Source organism: Pseudomonas sp. SWI36 (genome assembly GCF_002948105.1).
Classification (GTDB): domain Bacteria; phylum Pseudomonadota; class Gammaproteobacteria; order Pseudomonadales; family Pseudomonadaceae; genus Aquipseudomonas; species Aquipseudomonas alloputida.
Genome location: NZ_CP026675.1, coordinates 3,800,112 through 3,822,167 on the forward strand (window position 1 = coordinate 3,800,112; position 22,056 = coordinate 3,822,167).

Annotated in this window: 25 protein-coding genes and 1 riboswitch; of the genes, 21 read left to right on the forward strand and 4 right to left on the reverse strand. The window is 63.1% G+C overall.

Annotated features, from left to right (window positions below):
* The 19 genes from C4Q27_RS18185 to C4Q27_RS18270 all read left to right on the forward strand — a co-directional run bounded on the left by C4Q27_RS18185 (position 1) and on the right by C4Q27_RS18270 (position 16,470).
* Positions 1-1,074 (forward strand): AI-2E family transporter, encoded by a 1,074-nt coding sequence (locus C4Q27_RS18185; protein ID WP_104887153.1) that lies wholly within the window; start codon positions 1-3, stop codon positions 1,072-1,074.
* 239 nt (positions 1,075-1,313) lie between these two features.
* Positions 1,314-2,021 (forward strand): DnaA regulatory inactivator Hda, encoded by a 708-nt coding sequence (hda, locus tag C4Q27_RS18190; protein ID WP_003252443.1) that lies wholly within the window; start codon positions 1,314-1,316, stop codon positions 2,019-2,021.
* Between the two features lie 127 nt (positions 2,022-2,148).
* On the forward strand, positions 2,149-2,787 hold the full coding sequence (locus tag C4Q27_RS18195) for a C40 family peptidase (protein ID WP_020193409.1): 639 nt from the start codon (positions 2,149-2,151) through the stop codon (positions 2,785-2,787).
* A 140-nt stretch (positions 2,788-2,927) separates the two neighbouring features.
* Positions 2,928-3,461, forward strand: coding sequence for a C40 family peptidase (locus C4Q27_RS18200; RefSeq protein ID WP_014592098.1), 534 nt, complete (start codon positions 2,928-2,930; stop codon positions 3,459-3,461).
* A gap of 122 nt (positions 3,462-3,583) precedes the next feature.
* Positions 3,584-3,805, forward strand: a riboswitch (cobalamin riboswitch).
* Positions 3,806-3,924: 119 nt separating this feature from the next.
* Positions 3,925-4,536: a cob(I)yrinic acid a,c-diamide adenosyltransferase gene (gene cobO, locus C4Q27_RS18205; protein WP_003252448.1), complete on the forward strand. Its 612-nt coding sequence runs from the start codon at positions 3,925-3,927 to the stop codon at positions 4,534-4,536.
* Positions 4,533-5,828, forward strand: coding sequence for a cobyrinate a,c-diamide synthase (locus tag C4Q27_RS18210; RefSeq protein WP_104887154.1), 1,296 nt, complete (start codon positions 4,533-4,535; stop codon positions 5,826-5,828). Before cobO ends, C4Q27_RS18210 begins: the two co-directional genes overlap by 4 nt.
* Positions 5,825-6,475, forward strand: coding sequence for a 5,6-dimethylbenzimidazole synthase (bluB, locus tag C4Q27_RS18215; protein WP_064491177.1), 651 nt, complete (start codon positions 5,825-5,827; stop codon positions 6,473-6,475). Before C4Q27_RS18210 ends, bluB begins: the two co-directional genes overlap by 4 nt.
* Complete coding sequence (cbiB, locus tag C4Q27_RS18220; protein WP_064491176.1) at positions 6,472-7,380, forward strand: adenosylcobinamide-phosphate synthase CbiB; 909 nt, start codon at positions 6,472-6,474, stop codon at positions 7,378-7,380. The genes bluB and cbiB overlap by 4 nt, the downstream gene beginning before the upstream one ends.
* A complete protein-coding gene (gene cobD, locus C4Q27_RS18225; RefSeq protein ID WP_064491175.1) occupies positions 7,373-8,365 on the forward strand; it encodes a threonine-phosphate decarboxylase CobD in 993 nt (330 codons plus the stop codon). Before cbiB ends, cobD begins: the two co-directional genes overlap by 8 nt.
* The gene (locus C4Q27_RS18230) at positions 8,362-9,816 is read left to right on the forward strand and encodes a cobyric acid synthase (protein ID WP_104887155.1); all 1,455 of its coding nucleotides are present in this window, start codon (positions 8,362-8,364) and stop codon (positions 9,814-9,816) included. Before cobD ends, C4Q27_RS18230 begins: the two co-directional genes overlap by 4 nt.
* A gap of 1 nt (position 9,817) precedes the next feature.
* Positions 9,818-10,339, forward strand: coding sequence for a bifunctional adenosylcobinamide kinase/adenosylcobinamide-phosphate guanylyltransferase (cobU, locus tag C4Q27_RS18235; RefSeq protein WP_003252463.1), 522 nt, complete (start codon positions 9,818-9,820; stop codon positions 10,337-10,339).
* Positions 10,336-11,391 carry a nicotinate-nucleotide--dimethylbenzimidazole phosphoribosyltransferase gene (cobT, locus tag C4Q27_RS18240; RefSeq protein ID WP_104887156.1) on the forward strand — a complete coding sequence of 352 codons (1,056 nt, stop codon included), beginning with the start codon at positions 10,336-10,338 and terminating at the stop codon, positions 11,389-11,391. Before cobU ends, cobT begins: the two co-directional genes overlap by 4 nt.
* Positions 11,388-11,954 carry a histidine phosphatase family protein gene (locus C4Q27_RS18245; RefSeq protein ID WP_104887157.1) on the forward strand — a complete coding sequence of 189 codons (567 nt, stop codon included), beginning with the start codon at positions 11,388-11,390 and terminating at the stop codon, positions 11,952-11,954. Before cobT ends, C4Q27_RS18245 begins: the two co-directional genes overlap by 4 nt.
* A 1-nt stretch (position 11,955) precedes the next feature.
* Positions 11,956-12,678 (forward strand): adenosylcobinamide-GDP ribazoletransferase, encoded by a 723-nt coding sequence (locus tag C4Q27_RS18250; RefSeq protein WP_104887158.1) that lies wholly within the window; start codon positions 11,956-11,958, stop codon positions 12,676-12,678.
* Between the two features lie 227 nt (positions 12,679-12,905).
* Entirely contained in the window at positions 12,906-14,021 is a 1,116-nt protein-coding gene (locus C4Q27_RS18255; protein WP_104887159.1) for a glycoside hydrolase family 5 protein, read from the forward strand.
* 62 nt (positions 14,022-14,083) lie between these two features.
* The gene (locus tag C4Q27_RS18260; RefSeq protein ID WP_104887160.1) at positions 14,084-14,488 is read left to right on the forward strand and encodes a MarR family winged helix-turn-helix transcriptional regulator; all 405 of its coding nucleotides are present in this window, start codon (positions 14,084-14,086) and stop codon (positions 14,486-14,488) included.
* Between the two features lie 62 nt (positions 14,489-14,550).
* Complete coding sequence (locus C4Q27_RS18265) at positions 14,551-15,753, forward strand: MFS transporter (protein ID WP_064491169.1); 1,203 nt, start codon at positions 14,551-14,553, stop codon at positions 15,751-15,753.
* Positions 15,750-15,872 (forward strand): hypothetical protein, encoded by a 123-nt coding sequence (locus C4Q27_RS29835; protein WP_010952738.1) that lies wholly within the window; start codon positions 15,750-15,752, stop codon positions 15,870-15,872. Before C4Q27_RS18265 ends, C4Q27_RS29835 begins: the two co-directional genes overlap by 4 nt.
* 46 nt (positions 15,873-15,918) lie before the next feature.
* Positions 15,919-16,470 carry a glutathione peroxidase gene (locus tag C4Q27_RS18270; protein WP_014860995.1) on the forward strand — a complete coding sequence of 184 codons (552 nt, stop codon included), beginning with the start codon at positions 15,919-15,921 and terminating at the stop codon, positions 16,468-16,470.
* A gap of 143 nt (positions 16,471-16,613) precedes the next feature.
* Here C4Q27_RS18270 and C4Q27_RS18275 read toward each other — a convergent pair whose 3' ends face one another.
* Positions 16,614-16,874 carry a DUF2798 domain-containing protein gene (locus C4Q27_RS18275; protein WP_020189978.1) on the reverse strand — a complete coding sequence of 87 codons (261 nt, stop codon included), beginning with the start codon at positions 16,872-16,874 and terminating at the stop codon, positions 16,614-16,616.
* A 113-nt stretch (positions 16,875-16,987) separates the two neighbouring features.
* On the opposite strand from C4Q27_RS18275, the gene C4Q27_RS18280 reads away from it, so the two are divergent.
* A complete protein-coding gene (locus C4Q27_RS18280) occupies positions 16,988-17,917 on the forward strand; it encodes a LysR family transcriptional regulator (protein ID WP_064491166.1) in 930 nt (309 codons plus the stop codon).
* Positions 17,918-17,959: 42 nt separating this feature from the next.
* Here C4Q27_RS18280 and C4Q27_RS18285 read toward each other — a convergent pair whose 3' ends face one another.
* From C4Q27_RS18285 to C4Q27_RS18295, 3 genes are all read right to left on the reverse strand, one after another.
* Entirely contained in the window at positions 17,960-19,240 is a 1,281-nt protein-coding gene (locus C4Q27_RS18285; protein WP_014592083.1) for an OmpP1/FadL family transporter, read from the reverse strand.
* Between the two features lie 146 nt (positions 19,241-19,386).
* A complete protein-coding gene (locus C4Q27_RS18290; RefSeq protein WP_003252489.1) occupies positions 19,387-19,869 on the reverse strand; it encodes a hypothetical protein in 483 nt (160 codons plus the stop codon).
* Positions 19,870-20,118: 249 nt separating this feature from the next.
* Positions 20,119-20,343, reverse strand: coding sequence for a hypothetical protein (locus C4Q27_RS18295; RefSeq protein WP_010952743.1), 225 nt, complete (start codon positions 20,341-20,343; stop codon positions 20,119-20,121).
* A gap of 950 nt (positions 20,344-21,293) precedes the next feature.
* Here C4Q27_RS18295 and C4Q27_RS18300 point away from each other — a divergent pair.
* Positions 21,294-21,713: a tetratricopeptide repeat protein gene (locus C4Q27_RS18300; RefSeq protein WP_014592081.1), complete on the forward strand. Its 420-nt coding sequence runs from the start codon at positions 21,294-21,296 to the stop codon at positions 21,711-21,713.
* Positions 21,714-22,056 lie beyond the last annotated feature (343 nt).

Consider the following 22,056-nt stretch of genomic DNA (forward strand, 5'->3'; position numbering starts at 1 on the left):
GTGACTGACATGCGTCGCTGGATCTGGCTGGGCGCTGCACTGCTGATCGCTGTGCTGCTTTATAGCCTGCACAATATTCTTACGCCGTTCCTGGTCGGCATCATGCTGGCCTACCTGGCCGACCCGCTGGTCGATCGTCTCGAGCGCCTGGGGCTTTCGCGTACCTGGGGTGTGGTGGTGGTGTTCGGCCTGTTCACCCTGTTGCTGTTGGCGTTGTTGCTGGTGCTTGTGCCGATGCTGGCCAAGCAGTTGGTGCGCCTGTACGAATTGGCGCCGCAGATGCTCGACTGGCTGGAGCATGTCGCACTGCCGTGGGTACAGAGCCGCCTTGGCCTGGCCGATGGTTTCTGGAAATTCGACAAGATCAAGGCCGCCATCGGCGCGCACATGGGGCAGACCACCGATATCGTCGGCATGCTGCTGTCCCAGGCCACTGCCTCAAGCCTGGCGTTGGTGGCCTGGTTGGCCAACATGGTGCTGATCCCGGTAGTGGGCTTCTATCTGCTGCGCGATTGGGACTTGATGATGGGCAAGCTGCGCGGCCTGTTGCCGCGCCAGCGCGAGCCGCAGGTGATGGGCCTGGCAGGTGAATGCCATGAAGTGCTGGGGGCATTCGTGCGCGGGCAACTGATGGTGATGCTGGCCCTGGGCGTCATCTATTCAGCCGGCCTGATGCTGGTGGGGCTCGAACTCGGTCTGCTGATCGGCATGCTTGCAGGCCTTGCGGCCATCGTGCCGTACATGGGCTTCATCATTGGCATTGGTGCCGCGCTGGTGGCCGGCCTGTTCCAGTTCGGTGGCGACCTGTACCCGATGCTGGGCATCGTTGCGGTGTTCATGGTCGGGCAGGCGCTGGAGGGTATGGTGCTGACCCCTCTGCTGGTGGGCGATCGCATCGGCCTGCATCCGGTTGCGGTGATCTTTGCCATCCTCGCCGGTGGTGAACTGTTCGGCTTCACCGGTGTGCTGCTGGCGCTGCCGGTGGCGGCGGTGATCATGGTGCTGCTGCGGCATGTGCATGCCCTGTACAAGGAATCGGATATGTACGCTGGGAACATCGACCCGGAGCTTTGAACACCCTGTGTTTCGTCTTGAGCTGTTTCGCGCCCGCGAAATTGAGCGTCGCCTCGCGGCGCCCGATCTCGCGGGCGCTGAGCACGGTTTGTCCTGCATCCGCCGCTCGCTTGTGCTGCGCAACTTGTTGATTTTGCTTGCCCTATCTGCAGTCGAGATTGTGCGCCCCGCGTTGCGGGTATAGACTTTGCAGATTGTTCACCAAAGGCCCCCAGCGGTCCCGTCGACCGCCCGCGAGCATGAAACCACCGATCCAGTTGCCCCTGGGTGTGCGCCTGCGCGATGACGCCACCTTCATCAACTACTATCCGGGCGCCAATGCTGCGGCATTGGGTTACGTCGAGCGGCTATGCGAAGCCGACGCCGGCTGGACCGAGAGCCTTATCTACCTGTGGGGCAAGCAGGGTGTTGGCCGTTCCCACCTGCTGCAGGCCGCCACCCATCGCTTCCAGCAACGTGGCGAGCCCGCTGTCTACCTGCCGCTGGCGCAGTTGCTCGACCGTGGCGTGGAACTGCTCGACTACCTAGCCCAGTACGAACTGGTGTGCATCGACGATCTGCATGTGATCGCCGGCAAGGCGGATTGGGAAGAGGCCATGTTCCACTTGTTCAACCGCCTGCGCGACAGCGGCCGACGCTTGCTGCTGGCTGCCTCGGCATCACCGCGTGAGCTGCCGATCAAGCTGCCGGACCTGAAGTCGCGATTGACCCTGGCCCTGGTGTTCCAGATGCGCGGCCTGTCCGACGAAGACAAGCTGCGCGCCTTGCAGCTGCGAGCTTCGCGCCGTGGCCTGCACCTGACCGACGAAGTCGGCCATTTCATCCTCACCCGTGGCGCGCGGAGCATGAGCGCGTTGTTCGACTTGCTCGAGCGCCTCGATCAGGCGTCGCTGCAGGCACAACGCAAGCTCACCATTCCGTTTCTCAAGGAAACCCTCGGCTGGTAACCCCCTGAAAACCTTGGGCCAGAGCGGTAAAACAAAAAAGTCACATCTTTTTCGATAAAATTTGCAAATGGCCATGATAGAGGGCATAGTTTCACCCTTCTAAAGGATTACAGACACGGTCGTGCCCATGCTGAAGCGCTTCGCACCCCTCGTGCCACTCGCACTCGTGACCCTGCTTTTTGGCTGCGCGGCCCAAGGCCCGGTATCTCAGCCCCAGGATCACACCCCGATCACTGCACAATCGGCAATCAAGGCCAAGGCCTCTTCCTCGTCGGTATTCGGCGAGCCGGAAGAGCTGGCCACCGAAGATGACCTGGCGTCTTTCTCCGGCGGCAAGCCTTACCAATTGCCGGTTCTGGCTGACAGCATTCTCGAGCGCGGCATGTCGTTGATCGGCACCCGCTACCGCTTTGGTGGTACCTCGGAAAAGTCTGGCTTCGACTGCAGTGGCTTCATCGGTTACCTGTTCCGCGAAGAGGCGGGCATGACGCTGCCGCGCTCCACGCGTGAAATGATCAACGTCGATGCGCCGAAAGTGGCCCGCAACAAGCTCAAGCCAGGTGACTTGCTGTTCTTCAGCACCAATGGCCGCGGCCGGGTAAGCCATGCCGGCATCTACCTGGGTGACAACCAGTTCATCCATTCCAGCAGCCGCCGCAGTGGCGGTGTGCGCATCGACAGCCTCGGTGATCGCTACTGGAGCAAGACCTTCATTGAAGCCAAGCGCGCCTTGGCCATGGCGCCGACCAACATCGCGCGCAACTGATATCAAAATGATGTACCCTGCCGCGGCGGTGATGCTTTGAAAAAAAGCTCGCCGCCGTGCGCATTTACAGAAAGCGTCTAATCTAAACTCTCAACTCTTTTCGGCTGCAGCGCAGCGGTCTCAGACAGGATGTTCTGGCCATGGTAAAGATGGCGCGCTTCGCATTTCTCTCCTTGGCAGCCTTGCTGGCTGCATGCTCCAGCCGTGCGCCTGCGCCGGCCCCTGTGGTACAGCCGCAGGTTACCTATAGCCAGCCCAGTCCTTCACCGATTGCCGATGACGTGCTGATTCGCGCCATTGGTCTGGTAGGCACGCCCTATCGTTGGGGGGGCAATACCCCGGACTCCGGCTTCGACTGCAGCGGCCTGATCAAGTATGTGTACCGTGATGCTGCTGGCATCAGCCTGCCGCGCTCGACGCGAGAGATGATTGTCATGCGCGCACCGACGGTGGATGTCAGTTCGCTGCAGTCTGGTGACCTGGTGTTCTTCGCCACCAGTGGCGGCTCGCAGGTCAGCCATGCCGGCATCTATGTCGGGGACGGCCGCTTCGTACATGCACCTTCCACCGGTGGCACCGTGCGCCTGGACTACCTGTCAAACAGCTACTGGGCCAAGGCCTACCTGCAGGCCAAGCGGGTGATTCCGCAAGGGCATCTGGCACAGAACCCTTGATGTCCATGCCTGTCTAGCGGCCCCCTCGGGCTCGGGGCCGATACCGGCTGCCTGGATTCAAGGTGTTTTGCTCACCCGCCAGACCACCCGCTTCGATTGACGCTCCCGGTGCAACCCTCTAACCTTCGCGGCGTGTTTCAGGTGCCCTGCCAGCCCCGACTGGGCAGGGTGAAACTGGGAAGCCGGTGGGCGCCAGCATGGCGCGATTCCGGCGCTGCCCCCGCAACGGTGGATGAGTAAAAGGCCGCGCAGGGCCACTGGGTGCCAGCATCCGGGAAGGCGCGCAGGCCAGGGCCAAGGCCCACTCACAAGCCCGGAGACCGGCCTGATACTGCCAACGGCATCACGGAGGGTGATGCGCGGTGCACCGTGGCGCCCAGCCATGGCCTCTGCGCGTTCTCCGTTTGCCTGCCTATTACCTGTCGCCGCGCATTGCTGTGGTGCCAGCCAGCGGAGAACCCTGATGAGCGATTCCACCGAACGCGACGAACGCCACCTGGCGCGCATGCAGCGCAAGAAGGCGGTCATCGACGAACGCATCGCCAATTCCCCTAACGAATGTGGCCTGCTGCTGGTGCTGACCGGCAATGGCAAGGGCAAGAGCAGTTCGGCCTTCGGCATGCTCGCGCGCGCCTTGGGCCACGGCATGCAATGCGGTGTGGTGCAGTTCATCAAGGGCCGCAACAGCACCGGCGAGGAGCTGTTCTTCCGTCGCTTCCCCGAACAGGTGCGCTACCACGTGATGGGCGAGGGCTTTACCTGGGAAACCCAGGACCGCCAGCGTGACATCGCCGCTGCGCAAGCCGCCTGGGCGGTGTCGCGCCAGTTGCTGCAGGACCCGGGTGTACAGTTCGTGGTGCTGGACGAGCTCAACATCGCCCTCAAACATGGTTACCTCGACCTGGACCAGGTACTGTCCGACATTCAGGCCCGCCCGCCCATGCAGCATGTGATTGTCACTGGCCGCGCTGCGAAGCCCGAGATGATCGAACTGGCCGACACCGTGACCGAAATGGGCATGCTCAAGCACGCCTTCCAGGCCGGTATCCGCGCACAGAAAGGCGTCGAACTGTGAGTCGATCGCGGCACTGCCCCGCCGTGTTGATCGCGGCGCCGGCCTCTGGCCAGGGCAAGACTACCGTCACTGCTGCGCTGGCCCGCCTGCACCGCAACCTCGGGCGCAAGGTGCGGGTGTTCAAATGCGGGCCCGACTTTCTTGACCCGATGATTCTCGAACGGGCCAGTGGCGCGCCGGTGTATCAGCTGGATCTGTGGATGATCGGTGCCGAGGAAAGCCGTCGTCTGCTGTGGGAAGCTGCTGGCGAGGCTGACCTGATCCTCATCGAAGGGGTGATGGGGCTGTTCGACGGTACCCCGTCAAGCGCCGACCTGGCGCGCCACTTTGGCGTGCCGGTGCTGGCGGTGATCGACGGCACAGCCATGGCCCAGACCTTCGGCGCCCTGGCCCTGGGCCTGGCGCGGTACCAGGCCGATCTGCCGTTCGCCGGCGTGCTGGCCAATCGGGTAGGCAGCCTGCGTCATGCGCAACTGCTCGAAGGCAGCCTGACCGAGGGCTTGCGCTGGTATGGCGGCTTGTCCCGCGAGCGCGGCATCGAGCTGCCCAGCCGCCACCTGGGCCTGGTGCAGGCCAGCGAGCTGAATGACCTGGACACCCGCCTCGACGCTGCCGCCGAAGCGCTGGGCGCCAGTTGCGATGCGGCGTTGCCGCCGCCAGTCAGCTTTGCCGAGCCGGAACCGCAAGCCAGCGTTGCCTCGCTGGCCGGTGTGCGCATTGGCGTGGCGCGGGACGAGGCGTTCGCCTTCATCTATGGCGCTAACCTCGACCTGTTGCGCAACCAAGGTGCCCAGCTGGTGTTCTTCTCGCCGCTGCACGACCACGAACTGCCGGCGGTAGACAGCCTGTATCTGCCGGGTGGTTATCCTGAGCTGCATCACCATGCGCTGGCCGCCAACGCACCGATGTGCGAGGCGATCCGCGCCCACCACGCGCAGGGCAAGCCATTGCTGGCCGAGTGCGGCGGCATGCTGTACCTGCTCGATGCCCTGACTGATGTGGCCGGCGAACGTGCCGAACTTCTCGGCCTGCTGCCGGGTGAGGCGACCATGCAGAAGCGCCTGGCTGCCCTGGCGCTGCAGGCGGTGGAGCTGCCGGAGGGGACCTTGCACGGTCACACCTATCACCATTCGCTGACCAGCACTGCGCTGGAACCGATCGCCCGGGGTCTGAGCCCCAACGGCGGGCGGGGCAACGAGGCGGTTTATCGTCTGGGCCGGCTGACGGCCTCTTACGTGCACTTCTATTTCCCTTCCTGCCCGGATGCGGCGGCGGCGCTGTTGCGACCATGAATGATCACGCCTACAGCGACGCCGAGCGCGCCGCCATTTACCGGGTCATCGGCGAGCGCCGCGACATGCGCCATTTTGCGGGTGGCCAGGTGGCGCCCGAACTGCTTGGCCGCTTGCTGGCCGCCGCGCATCAGGCGCCCAGTGTCGGGCTTATGCAGCCGTGGCGCTTTATCCGCATCACCCAGCGTGACCTGCGCGGGCGCATCCAGGCCTTGGTGGAAGCGGAGCGGGTACGCACGGCCGAAGCGTTGGGCGAGCGATCCGATGCCTTCATGAAGTTGAAGGTGGAGGGCATAAACGATTGTGCCGAGCTGCTGGTGGCGGCCTTGATGGACAACCGCGAGCCACACATCTTCGGCCGCCGCACCCTGCCGGAGATGGACCTGGCCTCGCTGGCCTGTGCCATCCAGAACCTGTGGCTGGCCGCGCGTGGCGAAGGGCTGGGCATGGGCTGGGTGTCGCTGTTCGACCCGCAGGCGTTGTCCGCGCTGCTGGGCATGCCCGCCGGGGCCAAGCCGGTTGCGGTACTGTGCCTTGGGCCGGTCGCCGAGTTCTATCCGGTGCCGATGTTGGTGCAGGAAAGCTGGGCCGAAGAGCGGCCCCTGAGTGAAATGCTTTACGAAAACCAATGGGGAGAGCGTCAATGAGCGTGGCCTTGCTGACCGTGGCCGGGGTGGCCCTGGACGCTTTGCTGGGCGAACCACAGCGCCGCCACCCCTTGGTGGCGTTCGGCAACATGGCCGGCAACCTGGAGCGCCGCCTGAATGCGGGGGGGCGCGGCTGGCGCAGCCACGGCGTGAGCGCGTGGTTTCTGGCGGTGGTGCCGCTGACCCTGGTGGCGCTGGTCCTTTCGTGGCTGCCATATATTGGCTGGCTGGTTGATGTGCTGGCGCTTTACTGCGCGGTGGGGATGCGCAGCCTGGGCGAGCATGTGCTGCCGGTGGCCAATGCCTTGCGCCAGGGCGACCTGGCGGAGGCTCGGCGCCGGGTTGGCTACCTGGTCAGCCGCGAAACGCGCGAACTGGACGAGCCCGCGGTGGCCCGAGCGGCGACCGAGTCGGTGCTGGAGAACGGCAGCGACGCAGTGTTCGCCGCGTTGTTCTGGTTTGTGGTGGCCGGTGCGCCCGGTGTGGTGCTGTACCGCCTGAGCAACACGCTGGATGCCATGTGGGGCTACCGTAACGAACGTTTCGAGCGCTTTGGCTGGTGCGCGGCGCGCATCGACGATGTGCTCAACTATATACCTGCAAGGCTGGTGGCCCTGACTTATGCCCTGTTGGGCAAGACCCGTCTGGCCCTGGCCTGCTGGCGCAAGCAGGGCCCGCTGTGGGACAGCCCCAACGCCGGGCCGGTGATGGCTGCCGGCGCCGGCGCGCTGGGCGTCGAGCTTGGTGGCCCGGCGGTGTACCACGGCGAACTGCATGAGCGGCCGCGTCTGGGCGAGGGGCCAGTGGCCGATGCCGATGCCATCGAGCGCGGCTGGCAGCTGGTGCAGCGCGGCGTGTGGCTGTGGCTGCTGATGATCTGCCTGGGGGCCTATATCAATGCTTGAACATGGTGGCCGCCTGTTACGCGCGGTGCAGCAATACGGTATCCCCCGCGAGCAGTGGCTCGACCTGTCCAGCGGCATTGCGCCCTGGCCATTTCCTGTCCCGCCGATTCCCGTCGACGCCTGGGCCCGCCTGCCGGAAACCGAGGACGGCCTGGAGGACGCCGCGCGCTTGTATTACGGCGCCCGCCAGTTGCTGCCGGTAGCCGGCTCCCAGGCCGCGATCCAGGCCTTGCCGCTGCTGCGTACAACCGCCCGGGTTGGCGTGCTGACGCCGTGCTATGCCGAACACCCCTATGCCTGGCAACGGGCGGGGCATCAACTGCTGGCGCTGGATGAAGCGCAAGTCGAGGCTGCGCTCGACGGCCTCGATGTGCTGGTGCTGGTGAACCCCAACAACCCGACCGGCCAGCGGGTGTCGCGCGAACGCCTGCTGGCTTGGCATGCTCGCCTGGCTGCTCGCGGTGGCTGGCTGCTGGTCGACGAAGCATTCATGGACAACACCCCGGCGGACAGCGTGGTGGACTGCGCCGAACGCCCGGGGCTGATCGTGCTGCGCTCGTTTGGCAAGTTCTTCGGCTTGGCCGGCGTGCGCCTGGGCTTCGTTGCCGCCGAACACAGCTTGCTGCTGCGCCTGGCCGAGCTGCTCGGACCCTGGACCGTCAACGGCCCGACCCGGGTGCTGGCCCAGGCCAGCCTGTCTGATGAGACTGCCCAGCGCGCGCAGGCCGAACGCTGTGCTGCTGCCAGCGAGCGGCTTGCGCACGTATTGCGCAGTGCCGGCCTGGCGCCTAGTGGTGGCTGCGACCTGTTCCAGTACGTGCGTAGCGAGCATGCTGCGCGGCTGCATGAATTTCTCGCCCGGCGCGGCATCCTGGTACGGCTGTTCGAACAGCCAGCGGCAGTGCGCCTGGGGTTGCCTGCCTGCACGGCGGACGAACAGCGCCTGGCCCAGGCCCTGGCGGCTTATCAGAAGGAAACGGCATGACCACCCTCATGGTGCAAGGCACCACCTCCGACGCAGGCAAGAGCACACTGGTGACCGCGTTGTGCCGCTGGCTGTTGCGCCAGGGCGTCGCTGTGGTGCCCTTCAAGCCACAGAACATGGCGCTGAACAGCGCGGTGACGGCTGATGGCGGTGAAATCGGCCGGGCCCAGGCGGTGCAGGCCCAGGCCTGCCGGCTACAACCGCACACCGACATGAACCCGGTGCTGCTCAAGCCCAACAGCGACACCGGCGCCCAGGTCATCATCCACGGTCGCGCGGTCACCAGCATGAATGCAGTGGCCTACCACGACTATAAAACCACTGCCATGCAAGCGGTGCTGGCGTCTCACCAACGCCTGAGTGCCGCGTACCCGGTGGTCATGGTCGAGGGTGCGGGGTCGCCGGCAGAGATCAACCTGCGTGCCGGCGATATCGCCAACATGGGCTTTGCCGAAGCGGTGGACTGCCCGGTGATCCTGGTGGCCGACATCAACCGCGGTGGTGTGTTCGCCCACTTGGTGGGCACGCTGGAATTGCTGTCGACCAGTGAGCAGGCGCGGGTCAAAGGTTTTGTCATCAACCGCTTCCGTGGCGACATTGCCCTGCTGCAGCCAGGGCTGGACTGGCTGGAACAACGCACCGGCAAACCGGTACTGGGCGTCCTGCCTTACGTTACCGACCTGCACTTGGAAGCCGAAGACGGTATCGATGTGCGTCAAGGCGTCAAGCACGAGCGAGTGCTAAAGGTGATCGTGCCAGTGCTGCCGCGCATCAGTAACCACACCGACTTCGACCCGCTGCGCCTGCACCCGCAGGTGGACTTGCAGTTCATTGGCCCGGGCCAGCCGATTCCGGCTGCCGACCTCATCATCCTGCCAGGCTCCAAGAGCGTGCGCGGCGACCTGGCACAACTGCGCGAGCGCGGTTGGGACACGGCCATCGAGCGGCACCTGCGCTATGGCGGCAAGCTGATCGGTATCTGCGGTGGCCTGCAGATGCTGGGGCGGGAAGTGCATGACCCGCTGGGGCTGGAGGGGGCCGCAGGCTCAAGCCAGGGGCTCGGCCTGCTCGACTATGCCACGGTGCTCGAAGCCGAGAAGCAACTGCGCAATGTGGCCGGCACGCTGAGCCTTGAAGCGGCAACGGTAACCGGTTATGAAATTCATGCTGGCGTTACGACGGGGCCTGCGCTGGCGCAACCCGCGGTCCAACTGGCTGATGGCCGCCATGATGGTGCTGTCAGTGCCGATGGCCAGATCCTCGCCACCTACCTGCATGGCCTGTTCGAAGGCAGCCAGTCGTGTGCCGCGCTATTGCGCTGGGCCGGGCTGGAGAATGTGCAGGTTATCGACTACGAAGCGTTGCGCGAACACGACATCGAGCGCCTGGCCGATCTGGTGGAAAAGCACCTGGACACCGCGCAGTTGCGCCAACTGTGTGGGGTAGCCTGACATGCGTAACCTGATTCTCGGCGGCGCCCGGTCTGGCAAAAGCCGCCTGGCCGAACAACTGGCCAGCGCCAGCGGCTTGCCGGTGACCTACATCGCCACCAGCCAGCCGCTGGATGGCGAAATGAACGAACGCGTGTTGCTGCACCGTCAGCGCCGGCCGGATGACTGGGGGTTGATCGAAGAGCCCTTGGCCCTGGCCGCGGTACTGCGCGCCGAAGCGGCCGAAGGGCGCTGCCTGCTGGTGGATTGCCTGACCCTGTGGCTGACCAATTTGTTGATGCTGGAAGATGACCAGCGCCTGGCCGAGGAGCGTGATGCCCTGCTGGCATGCCTGGAACAGTTACCTGGCACCCTTATCCTGGTCAGTAACGAAACCGGCCTGGGCGTCGTGCCCATGGGCGAGCTGACCCGGCGCTATGTCGACCTGGCCGGCTGGCTGCACCAGGCCGTGGCCGAACGCTGTCAGCGTGTAGTGCTGACCGTGGCCGGCCTGCCCCTAATCCTCAAAGGACCTGCACTATGACCCAAGCCTGGTGGCGTGATGCCTGCCAACCCCTCGACAACGCCGCCATGGATCAGGCCCGCGCCCGGCAGCAGCAACTGACCAAACCAGCTGGCTCGCTCGGCCAACTTGAAAAGCTGGCGATTCAGCTGGCTGGCCTGCAGGGGCTTGAACGACCAATGCTGGATCAGGTAGCCATCAGCATTTTTGCCGGCGACCACGGCGTGGTCGAAGAGGGCATCTCGGCCTACCCGCAGGCGGTGACCGGGCAGATGCTACGTAACTTCGTCGGCGGGGGCGCGGCGATCAGTGTGCTGGCGCGGCAACTGCAGGCCAGCCTGGACGTGGTCGACCTGGGCACCATTGACGCGCAGCTGGAACTGCCCGGCGTGCGCCATCTGCGCCTGGGCACCGGTACTGCCAACTTTGCCCGTCAACCCGCGATGACCGAAAACCAGCTGCAAGCGGCCTTGCAGGCCGGTCGCGACAGTGCCCAGCGCGCCGCCGAACAGGGCGCACAGCTGTTCATCGGTGGCGAGATGGGCATCGGTAACACCACAGCCGCCGCAGCCTTGGCCAGTGTTCTGCTGGGGTGTCCGGCGTCGGAGCTGAGCGGCCCTGGTACCGGCCTGGATAACGCCGGGGTGCAGCACAAGGCTGAAGTCATCGAGAGGGCGCTGCGCCTGCATGGCCTGCGTGCTGAAGACCCGTTGCAGGCACTGGCTTGTGTTGGCGGTTTCGAGATCGCGGCGTTGGCGGGTGCCTACCTCGGTTGCGCGCAGGCGGGTGTCGCAGTGCTGGTGGATGGCTTTATCTGCAGTGTCGCTGCGCTCGTGGCAGTGCGCCTCCACCCGCAGTGTCGAGCCTGGCTGTTGTTCGCTCACCAGGGGGCTGAGCCTGGGCACAAGACCTTGCTTGCTGCGCTGCAGGCCGAGCCCTTGCTGGCCTTGGGCTTGCGCCTGGGTGAGGGCAGTGGCGCTGCCCTGGCGGTGCCGCTGTTGCGCCTGGCCTGTGCGCTGCATGGGCAGATGGCGACCTTTGCCGAGGCCGCGGTGGCGGACCGCCCGGCATGATCCTCGACTTGCTGCGCCATGGTGAAACGGGACAGGGCGGCCTGCGTGGCAGCCTTGATGATGCCTTGACCGACAAGGGCTGGGCGCAGATGCGCCGCGCCGTGGCCGACGCCGGCCCGTGGCAGGTGCTGGTCAGCTCGCCGCTGCAACGCTGTGGGCGTTTCGCCGATGAGCTGGGTGCGCAGTTGAACCTGCCAGTGCAGCGTGAGCCCGCCCTGCAGGAACTGCACTTCGGTGATTGGGAGGGCCAAAGTGCCGCGCAGATCATGGAGCACCAGGCTGATGCACTGGGCCGTTTCTGGGCCGACCCTTACGCCTTCACACCGCCCAATGGCGAGCCGGTCGAGGCGTTTGCCGAACGGGTGCTGGCGGCTGTCGAGCGTTTGCGCCTTCAGCATGCCGGCAAGCGCGTGCTGCTGGTGACCCATGGTGGCGTGATGCGGCTGTTACTGGCCCGTGCCCGTGGCTTGCCCAGGGAGCAGTTGCTGCAGGTCGAGGTTGGCCATGGCGCGTTGATGCGGCTGGTGCCGGGTGGCGATGGGCAACTGGTCGAGGCGCCCTGAGATGTTGCCGTTCTGGATCGCCCTGCAGTTTCTCAGCAGCCTGCCGGTGAGCCTGCCGGGCATGCCGGCACCGCGTGAGGTAGGGCGTTCGCTGCTGTACTACCCGCTGGTCGGGCTGCTGTTCGGCTTGTTGCTGTGGTTGGCCAGTCACCTGCTACAGGGTGCGCCGTCGCCGCTGCATGCGGCTTTGCTGCTGACGTTGTGGGTATTGCTCAGTGGTGCCTTGCACCTGGATGGCCTGGCGGACAGTGCCGACGCCTGGCTCGGTGGTTTCGGCGACCGTGAGCGCACCTTGCGGATCATGAAAGACCCGCGCAGTGGGCCGATTGCCGTGGTCACCCTGGTCTTGGTGTTGTTGCTGAAGTTTTGCGCATTGTGGGTGCTGGTCGGGCAGGGCATCGGGGCGCAATTGCTGCTGGCGCCGTTGATCGGGCGGGCGGCGATGTTGGGCCTGTTCCTTTGTACACCTTATGTGCGACCTGGCGGGTTGGGCCAGGCATTGGCCGAACATATGCCCCGCCGCGCGGCGGGGTGGGTATTGCTGGTTTGTGTGCTGTTCTGCCTCTTTCTGGGCGGATGGAGCGTGCTGCTGGCGCTGGCGGTGTTTGCCTGGTTGCGGCATCTGATGTGCCGGCGCCTGGGCGGGACCACCGGTGATACCGCCGGTGCGTTGCTGGAGCTGCTGGAGCTGGCCGTCGTGCTCGGGTTGGCGCTGGGGCTTTGAGCGCTTGATCTGGACGACCCTTTAGCGGCTGCTTTGCAGTGCTTTCGCAGCAGGCCATAGGTGTGGAGGGAGCCAGTAACTTCCAGAAACGGTCCGGTAGCGCCTGCCTCTTGCTTGTCGGCGTATCCTCAGCGTCCCCCAAGCAACCAGGTAGGCTTTCCGTGCGTCACTGGATCTTTGCCAGTCTATTGGTCCTGTCCACCCTCCCAGCCACTGCTGCAGATCTCATGGCGTTCTGGGACACCCCACGCCACGGCGGCAACAGCTTCAACCGGCTGCCACCCGATCAAGCCTACTTCGATGCCCTGAGGGGGTACGGCGCCACATGGGTGCGGCTGTCGTACGACAAATGGCAACCGGTGAGACGAGATTTCCTCCTTGGCAGCGCCGATACCTATGAAGGCCTGCCCGACGCCGACCTGGCTGTGCTGCGTGCCACCCTCGACCGGGCGCACCAGGCGGGGCTCAAGGTGGTCATCGCGCCACTCTCGCTACCGGGTATGCGCTGGTCGCAAAACAACCAGGGCCAGTTCGATGATCGCCTGTGGCAAGACAAACGCTACTGGTCCCAGGCTGCGGCGTTCTGGCGAGATATGGCGCGCGAACTGAAAAGTCATCCGGCCATCGCGGCCTACAACCTGATCAATGAGCCAGCACCGGAGAAACAGGGTGGCCTGGCTGAACATGCCGAACTTGGGCAGATGCAGCAGTGGTATGCGCAAGCGCAGGGCGGTGCGCGCGATCTGCCCTTGCTGTACCGGCAACTGATAGCGGCCATCCGCGAAGAAGACGCTGATACGCCGATCATGGTCGATGCCGGCTGGTATGCAGGCGCAGACGCGTTCGGCTACTGGCCGGCGCCGCTGGAGGACCCGCGAGTGCTGTACAGCGTGCACATGTATGAGCCCTATGCCGCAACCAGTGCGCCGAACATGGCGCGCAAACAGCCCATCGCCTATCCAGGCCCCGTATCTTTTGCCGGGCAGACACAGCTGTGGGATGGCCGGCGAGTTGAAGGCTACTTGCGCCAGCCGCTGGCATGGGCTGAGGCCGTGGGGCTACCGCTTTCTCGTCTGGTGGTGGGCGAGTTTGGCTGCATGCGCAGGCTGCCGGGTTGTCGGCAGTACCTTGAAGATGTACTCGTCGTGCTGGATCGCAACCGGTTGCACTGGGCGTTCTATAGCTTTCGTGAAGACAACTGGGATGGCATGGACTACGAACTGGGCACGGCGAAGGTGCCGTGGCGCTACTGGCAAGCGGTCGAGCAGGGCGCGCCAGACCCCTTGGCGCGCAAGGCCACGGTTGAGTTCGAGCCGATCCGCAGGCGCTTGAACCCGGACTGACGCTTCTCTATTCCTTGTGAAACTTCTTGCAACACTCCGTACGCGGGTATATACACGTATCCATGCTGACCAGTGAATGCATCTGTACCCACCTGCGTCGCGCCGCCCGCGGCGTGAGCCGGCATTACGACGAAGCCCTTGCCGGCTTCGGGGTCAATGTTGCCCAGTTTTCTCTGCTGCGGCACCTGCAGCGGCTCGACCGACCCAGCATCACAGCCCTGGCAGAAGCCATGGGGCTCGAGCGCAGTACCCTGGGCCGCAACCTGCGTGTGCTGGAGGCGGATGGGCTGGTAGCACTGGGCGAGGGCGACGACCAGCGTAGCCGCGTGGTGCTGTTGACCGCGGCGGGTAAGCAACTGCTGCACGTTGCCCACCCGGCCTGGGAGCAGGCCCAGAAAGAGCTGGTTGAACGGCTCGGGGTGGGGCAGCGGGATGAACTGGTGCGACTGCTGGAACAACTGGCCTGATTTGATACGACTATAAGCGGGTATATACCCGCAAACCTTGCGATGTGCTGGAGATAATGACAATGACTTCGGTGTGGCGAACCAGCGGATGGGTGTTGGTGGGGGCGGCCTTGATACTGGCGCTGTCTCTGGGCGTACGGCACGGCTTTGGCCTGTTTCTGGAGCCGATGAGTACTGATTTTGGCTGGGGGCGTGGGGTGTTTGCCTTCGCCATTGCCTTGCAGAACCTGATCTGGGGCCTGGCGCAGCCGTTCGCTGGCGCCTTGGCCGACCGGCTTGGCGCGGCGCGGGTGGTCATCATCGGCGGTATTCTTTATGCCGTCGGCTTGATCTTGATGGGCTTGGCTGATTCGCCCTGGTCGTTGTCGCTGAGTGCGGGCTTGCTGATCGGCATCGGCCTGTCCGGCACGTCGTTCTCGGTCATCCTCGGTGTGGTCGGGCGTGCAGTGCCGGCCGAAAAGCGCAGCATGGCCATGGGGATCGCCAGCGCCGCCGGGTCGTTCGGCCAGTTCGCCATGTTGCCGGGCACCCAAGGCCTGATTCAGTGGCTGGGCTGGTCGGCAGCGTTGCTGGTACTGGGCCTTTTGGTGGCGTTCATCGTGCCTTTCGTCTGTCTGCTGCGCGATCGCCCGTTACCCAGTCACGGTGCCGAGCAGACCCTGGGCCAGGCGCTGCGCGAGGCGTGCACGCACTCCGGCTTCTGGTTGCTGGCACTGGGCTTTTTTGTCTGTGGCTTCCAGGTCGTATTCATTGGCGTGCACCTGCCGGCCTACCTGGTTGACCAGCACCTGGCTGCGACCACCGGTACGACAGTGCTGGCGCTGGTGGGCCTGTTCAACATCGTCGGTACCTTCACCGCAGGCTGGTTGGGCGGGCGCATGTCCAAGCCGCGCCTGCTGACCGGGTTGTACCTGCTGCGTGCGGTGGTGATCGTGCTGTTCCTGTGGGCGCCGGTGAGCGAGTTCAGTGCTTACCTGTTCGGCATTGCCATGGGCCTTCTGTGGTTGTCCACGGTACCGCTGACCAATGGGACCGTGGCCACCGTGTTCGGGGTGCGCAACCTGTCCATGCTGGGCGGTATCGTGTTCCTGTTCCATCAGTTGGGTGCGTTCCTGGGGGGCTGGCTGGGTGGGATAGTGTATGACCGCACCGGTAGCTACGACCTGGTCTGGCAGATTTCCATCCTGCTCAGCTTGCTGGCCGCTGCCCTTAACTGGCCGGTGCGCGAACGCCCGGTTTCACGCCTGCAGGCCCAGGCTGTATGAACCGCTACCTGATACGCGGCCTGTTGGCTATTGCCGCTCTGTTGCTGCTGGCACTGGTGTGGTGGGGCTGGCATCAGGGTGGGATGGCGCTGATGCAACTGGGCATGAGTGTGTGTTAGGCGCTACCCTGCAAGCTCAAGGATTGTCATGCGGGAGAAACGAGTCATGCGTGCACATTGGTTGACGGTGCCGGTGCTGGCCCTGCTTGCCAGTACATCGAGCTGGGCTGCAGATTGCCCGGCATTGTTGCAGGGTAGCCTGCCGGAATTGCGCGGCAAGGGGCAGGTCGAGCTGTGCAAGCGCTTTGCCGGCAAGCCGCTCGTGGTGGTGAATACCGCCAGTTATTGCGGTTTTGCCCCGCAGTTCGAGGGGCTTGAAGCGACGTACAAGGAGTATCACGAGCAAGGCCTGGAAATGCTCGGCGTGCCGTCCAATGACTTCAAGCAGGAAGACGCCGACAGCGAGAAGACTGCCAAGGTTTGCTATGCCAACTACGGTGTCACCTTCACGATGACCAAGACGCAGGCGGTGCGGGGCAAGGATGCGATACCGCTGTTTGCGGAACTGGCCAGCCAGAGCAGTGCGCCGAAGTGGAATTTCTACAAGTATGTTGTCGATCGCAAGGGCAAGGTGATCGGTAACTTCTCCAGCCTGACCAAACCGGATGATCCCGCGTTCCGCGCCGCTATCGAAAAGGCCATCGCCTCACAGCAGTAACCAGGCTGCGCTTGCTGCGGCGTTTGCTTTTAAGCGCGAGGCAGTTCAGGCGACGCAGATTGCGACTTCAGGAGGCCGTACGTCGTCCTGCTGAAGTCGCGGGATCAAGATCAAGAACAGGAAGTGGCTGGCTGCTGGTCACTTCACCGTGCGTGCACGGTAATCGCCACCAACCGCACCACCACCGGCCGGACCAGCAGCACACACACAAATGCCACCGGCATCGCCAACTGATAGGCCTTGAGCACATTGCCCAGATACTCAGGGGTAAACCCGGCATTGGCCGCCGTGATCACGAAGCACATCAACAGCGCCATGATCGACGACATGTAGAACGCGAAAACGTAGGGAGTAGCGACCGGGTGCAATTTACGTCGACTGCGCGACCGGGACAGATTGCTCATGCGAACTCCTGAAAGCTGAGTGGAAGCGCAGATTAGCAACCTGCACCCTGCAGCTGTAGACCGGCAGCATTGAGTTCTTTATAAAGAAACACTTACGAATCCAAGCGCTCACCATGGACCTGCTCAACGCCATTCGCTGCTTCATCAAGGTGGTCGAGGCCGGTAGCATCGCTGCTGGTGCCCGTATCCTCGGCCTCAGTCCGGCAGCCGTCAGCCAGAACCTGGCGCGGCTGGAAGGCCACCTGCAAGTACGCCTGCTCAGCCGAACCACACGCAGCATGGCCCTGACGCCCTCTGGCGCCCAGTATTACGAGCGTGTAAAGCATATCGAGCGTGATCTGGCCCTGGCCGAACAGGCAGTGACAACACCCGACAGCGAGCCTCAGGGGCGGCTGTGCATCGCCTCGACCTCTGCCTTTGGGCGCCATGTGCTGGCGGCGTTGATACCTGCTTTCAGTGCCCGCTACCCTTTACTTTCGATAGAGTTGGTAACGACTGATCGTCGGGTCAACCATGCCCGTGAAGACGTTGACGTGAGCCTGCGCATTGCCCCGCAGCTCGAAGACCAGCTGCTGGCCCGGCGCATTGCCCGCATCCCGTTCATTTGTTGTGCCTCACCCGGTTACCTGCAAAGTGCTGGCGTACCTGCCACGCCCGAGGCCTTGCGCGGGCACCGTTGCCTTGTGTTTCGCTATCCGGTGGATGGCCGCTTCTTGCGCTGGGGCTTCATGCGGGACGGCCTGCGCTTCGAAGCGGAATTCGGCAGTGTATTGATCAGCGACGATATCGATGTCCTGACCCAGATGGCCTTGCACGATGGTGGCATCACCCGTCTGGCCGAGTTCATCGTGCGGCCGCACCTGGCGTCGGGGGCCTTGGTGCCGCTGTTCGAATACTGCGACAGCAGCCAGGCATACGCCCAGACCGAGCCCATGGACATCTACCTGTGCCTGGCCGATCGCTTTGCCATGACCACCAAGGTGCGCGCTTTCATGGACTACCTGCGCGAATGCCTGGGCGACAGCTGGCAAGTGCAGGCATGAAAAAAACCGCCACGAGGGCGGTTTTCATGTAACGCACAGGAATCAGAAGCGGTAGGTGAGGGATGCACCGATACCGTGAGCGCTGTTCTCGTACTTGGCCTGGTAGCTGCCTTTCAACAGCCCTTGTTGTTGCGAGCTTGGCAGGTTGTTGACCTTGGTATCCTCTTCCCACAGATACGAATAGGCAACGTCGATGGTCATGTCATCGTTCGGGCTCCAGCCGGCACCAAAGCTGACCGCTTTACGATCGCCAGTCGGAATGCGTGGCGAGCGATCATGGTTGTTGGTGGGCGACTGGTCGACGGAGAAGCCTGCGCGCAGGGTCCACTCCTTGTTCACCTTGTAGGACGCGCCAATGGCGTGGGCCCAGGTGTCGTGCCAGTTCTGCTCTTCGGTGATGGTCTTCAACGGGTAGCCTGCCGGCGCTTCGTTCTCGACGACGATGCTTTCCAGGCGGCTCCAGCGCGTCCAGGTGCTACCCGCATACAGTGTCCAATGGTCATCCAGTTCATGAGTGACCGAGAAGTCCACTGACTCTGGCGTCTTGATCTTCAGGCTGGCGTCGAACCTGCCGTTCAGGCCAAGCTGTGGAATCGGGTAGGAAACGCGGGTATTGCCTTCAAGCTTGTAGTCGACCATCGAGTGATAGGTCAGGCCCAGACGGGTACGGTCCGTAGCTTGCACCAGAACGCCGATGTTGTAACCAATCGCAGTGTCATCGCCCTTGATCTTGGTCTCGCCGTCAGGGCCATTGGGCCCCAGGAGGGCCTTGCTGCTCAGGTTCGAACCCAGTTCACCCTTGATACGGTTGATAGTCGGGCCAAAACCGATCGACACTTTGTCGTTGAAGGCGTAGCTGACGGTTGGCTGGAAGGTGACAACCTCGACCTTGCTCTTCTTGCCCCAGTAGCGTGCAGCGTCATCGCTACCGTAGTCGGTGATCAGGCCATATGGCACGTAAACGCCGAAGCCAACGCTCCAGTGATCATCAATCGGCTTGACGTAATAGCCCATGGGTACGCCAACGAGAGGCACCATGTCACCATCGGTTTCCCCCCCGAAGTTGCTACCTGGGCCCGATATGTCGGTCTTGGCGATGACGGCAGCGCCGCCCACGGTGAATTGTTCGCGCTTGAGGCGGGACATGCCGGCCGGGTTGCCATACACAGTGCTGGCATCGTCGGCAGAAGACGAGCGCCCAGCAAAACCGGTTCCCATGCCGCTGATACTTTGTTCGTTCAGCGCGAACCCGGCGGCGAGCAGTTGGCTGGAAGCAAGCGCAACGGCTACGCCGAGGGAGGTTTTGAGCATTACTTTTTTCATTATTAGAAAACTCCTTGGGTCTCCGGGGCGAAAAGCTACCAACAAATCACGCGCTGCGCTATAGGCTCAATCGCAGGAGTTAGAGCGGTTTTGTAGGACAATCCGACCAAAATTCCATTTTTTCCGGGTTACTTGTAGGACGCGTCTCAAGATGCCTGTGGCAATTTCTGATCTATGCAGGCATGCCAGGCATGGGTGAAGTCGCGCAGACGACCCTGGGGGTTGAAAATCTGTCGCCAGATACGCGCCAGTGCCAGCAGATCGTCCGCCGCAGGCAATGGGGTGGCCTGCTCTTCGATGAGCATCCAGGCAATGGCAGTGGAATAGCGCAGGTTGACGGTGAGCTCCAGGTGCGGGCCACCAAGGAAGGCGTGCTGACTGGCCAGGCCGCGGACCAGGCTGGCGAGGTCGGGGTCACGGGCCAGGTATTCGTCCCAGAGCGCCTGGTGACGATGTTCGCCGATGCGGTAGAGGCCGTGCCCGCGTCGGTCGTGCAGGGCTGAGCCGAGTGCTGACTGGCTGGCGGCGATACCCAGGAGCAAGGCTTCGGCGCTGGCGCAGTGACGGTTCAGGTAGACCAGGGTGGGTCGGATCACATACTGACACAATTCATTCGCCGCAATACCCATGATGCCCTCGAGCAGGTAAGGGCCGGACGGGCGCTGGAGCTTGGCAGCTGGTGAATGATCAGGCCCGCCGGGAGCGGAAAGCACCGCTCGAGTTGAAGTGTAGTGTGATAATCGTGGTGTAAAGAGCTGTTTTTAAATCGATTGCTGCCTGATGCTCCGGGCTATATGCCCTAAGGCAATTACGCCCAGAGCGTTCAGGCAGTCTTGCGATCGGAGGATTCAGCGCTTGAATACCTCGGTATTCGCCGGTCACGCGGTGAGCGACTGACGCGTCCGGGCGATCACCGCCTGCAGCGGTTCATGGCGGCTGTACTGTTCGTGGTACAGGCGTTCGGTATGGCAGGCAACGCCGTGTTCGTCTACCAAGGTAAAGCTGAAGCTGCCCTTGCGTGGGGCAACGATAAGGCACTTCAACGGCGAGAAGGCCTGGGAGAGGGTGCCAATGGCAGCCTGAATCTGATGATGAGTTTGCATATTGTTGGAGGTTCCTGCTTTAAACACGGGGGTTATGATCCGTGCATGATAGAAACGTTCCAGTGACGCCTTTATTAAGGGACGAACGAACCTGACTGGAACAGGGCAGCCAGAGGGGGCGCAATCAAATGTAGGCGCTTGGGCTGACTGGTAGGTACTTCGGAAGGCAGGCAGCACGCCGGGGCCAAGGTTCTAGGCCGTCGAGGTGGGATCCTGATCAATCTGTCATGTGATTCGTGCTTGCGCAGCGTAAGGCTGGCGAGTGAATCATTGAATGGGCCGGTCCTTGTTTCAGCAGGGACGCTCTTGGGGGGAGCGAGTCTGCAAGGACGCTTGCGGCCAGAATTGACTTTCAGCTTGGTACTAACGAGGGGCACCTTACCGGAAGTGCAGATGTTTGGCAAGCGCTACGTTTGTTCAGGTGAGCCGCGCAGTATGGCGCGAATTTTCGTTGCTGGGAAGAGGGGGTAAATGGCCCGAATGCCGGCCGATGTGCCCTTTTCGTGCACCCAAATGGAGGTTTATGGTGCACTTGTTCACATTCGGGGCAGCGCTTGTAACGGCCTGGTAACACCACCCGGCAGCCTCGCCAATGCCTTGACTGCGTGGTTAAGTCAATGAAAAAAAACACTATTTTTAGCTGGTGAAAAAATCGTCAGTTTGACCAAAGCCCCCAATTCACGGGGGTTTGAGGGGTGTGAGAGGGGGTTGTCCACCGAGTTATCCACAGGAACTGTGGATTGTCCCGAGCGCTTGCTCTAGCACGGGCGTGCCAGCAATGGGATGGACTGTCCGACAATTGCCATGCTCCAACAGACTGGTTGGTCATCCACCTGAAAACGTCAAGAAAAGATCATGGAATTTTTTTTCAATCCTCCAGAAATCGACAGGCCAGGGCGAAAAAAAAAGAGTAGAGTGGCGCGCCTTTCGAGTTACCAAACCTGTTGCTCATGAAGTTTCGCGGTAAAAACCTCGCCAGCCCTGCTGCATCGACACTTGCACCTCCCGCCAAACGCTTTTCCCTGAAAGTGGCCCTGTGGTTGCTCGACAGTCCGCGCCTGGGCGACAACCCTCAGGTCAAGCATCTGGCCGGGCGCTTGTTGAAGCAGCCGGCGCGCCAAGGTGTGGTTGTGGCGCAGAGCCGCCTGGGGCAGATGCTGTGCCGAGATTGTGGCAACGCCCGTGACCGGCGTATAGGCCATGAGCTGCTGCGTCAGGCTGCCCGCGCAGGGGATCGGCGGGCGCAGCTGGAATACGCCCGGCTGTGTCAGCACAACGAGCCGGAGCAGGCGCGCTATTGGCTTGAGCTTGCGGCAGGGCAGGGATCGCAGGAAGCGCGGCGGTTGTTGCGACAGTGGTTTCCTGCCTGAGCTTTTTTGCCTGCGCGGGCCCTTTCGCGAGCAATCACCTATGTGTGTTCACCACCGTGGTAGGAGCGGGTTTACCCGCGAATACGGTGGCGGCTGCGACGGTGAACGGCGGGTGGGGATTGGCCAGCAGGGCCGGCCCTTTCGCGGGTAAACCCGCTCCTACGGCGGCCTGTGTCCAACCCCCGATGCGTGTGTAGGAGCGGGTTTACCCGCGAATACGGTTGCGGCGGCAACGGTGAACGGCGGGTGGAAATTGGCCAGCAGGCCCGGCCCTTTCGCGGGTAAACCCGCTCCTACGGCGGCCTGTGTTCAACCCCCGATGCGTGTGTAGGAGCGGGTTTAC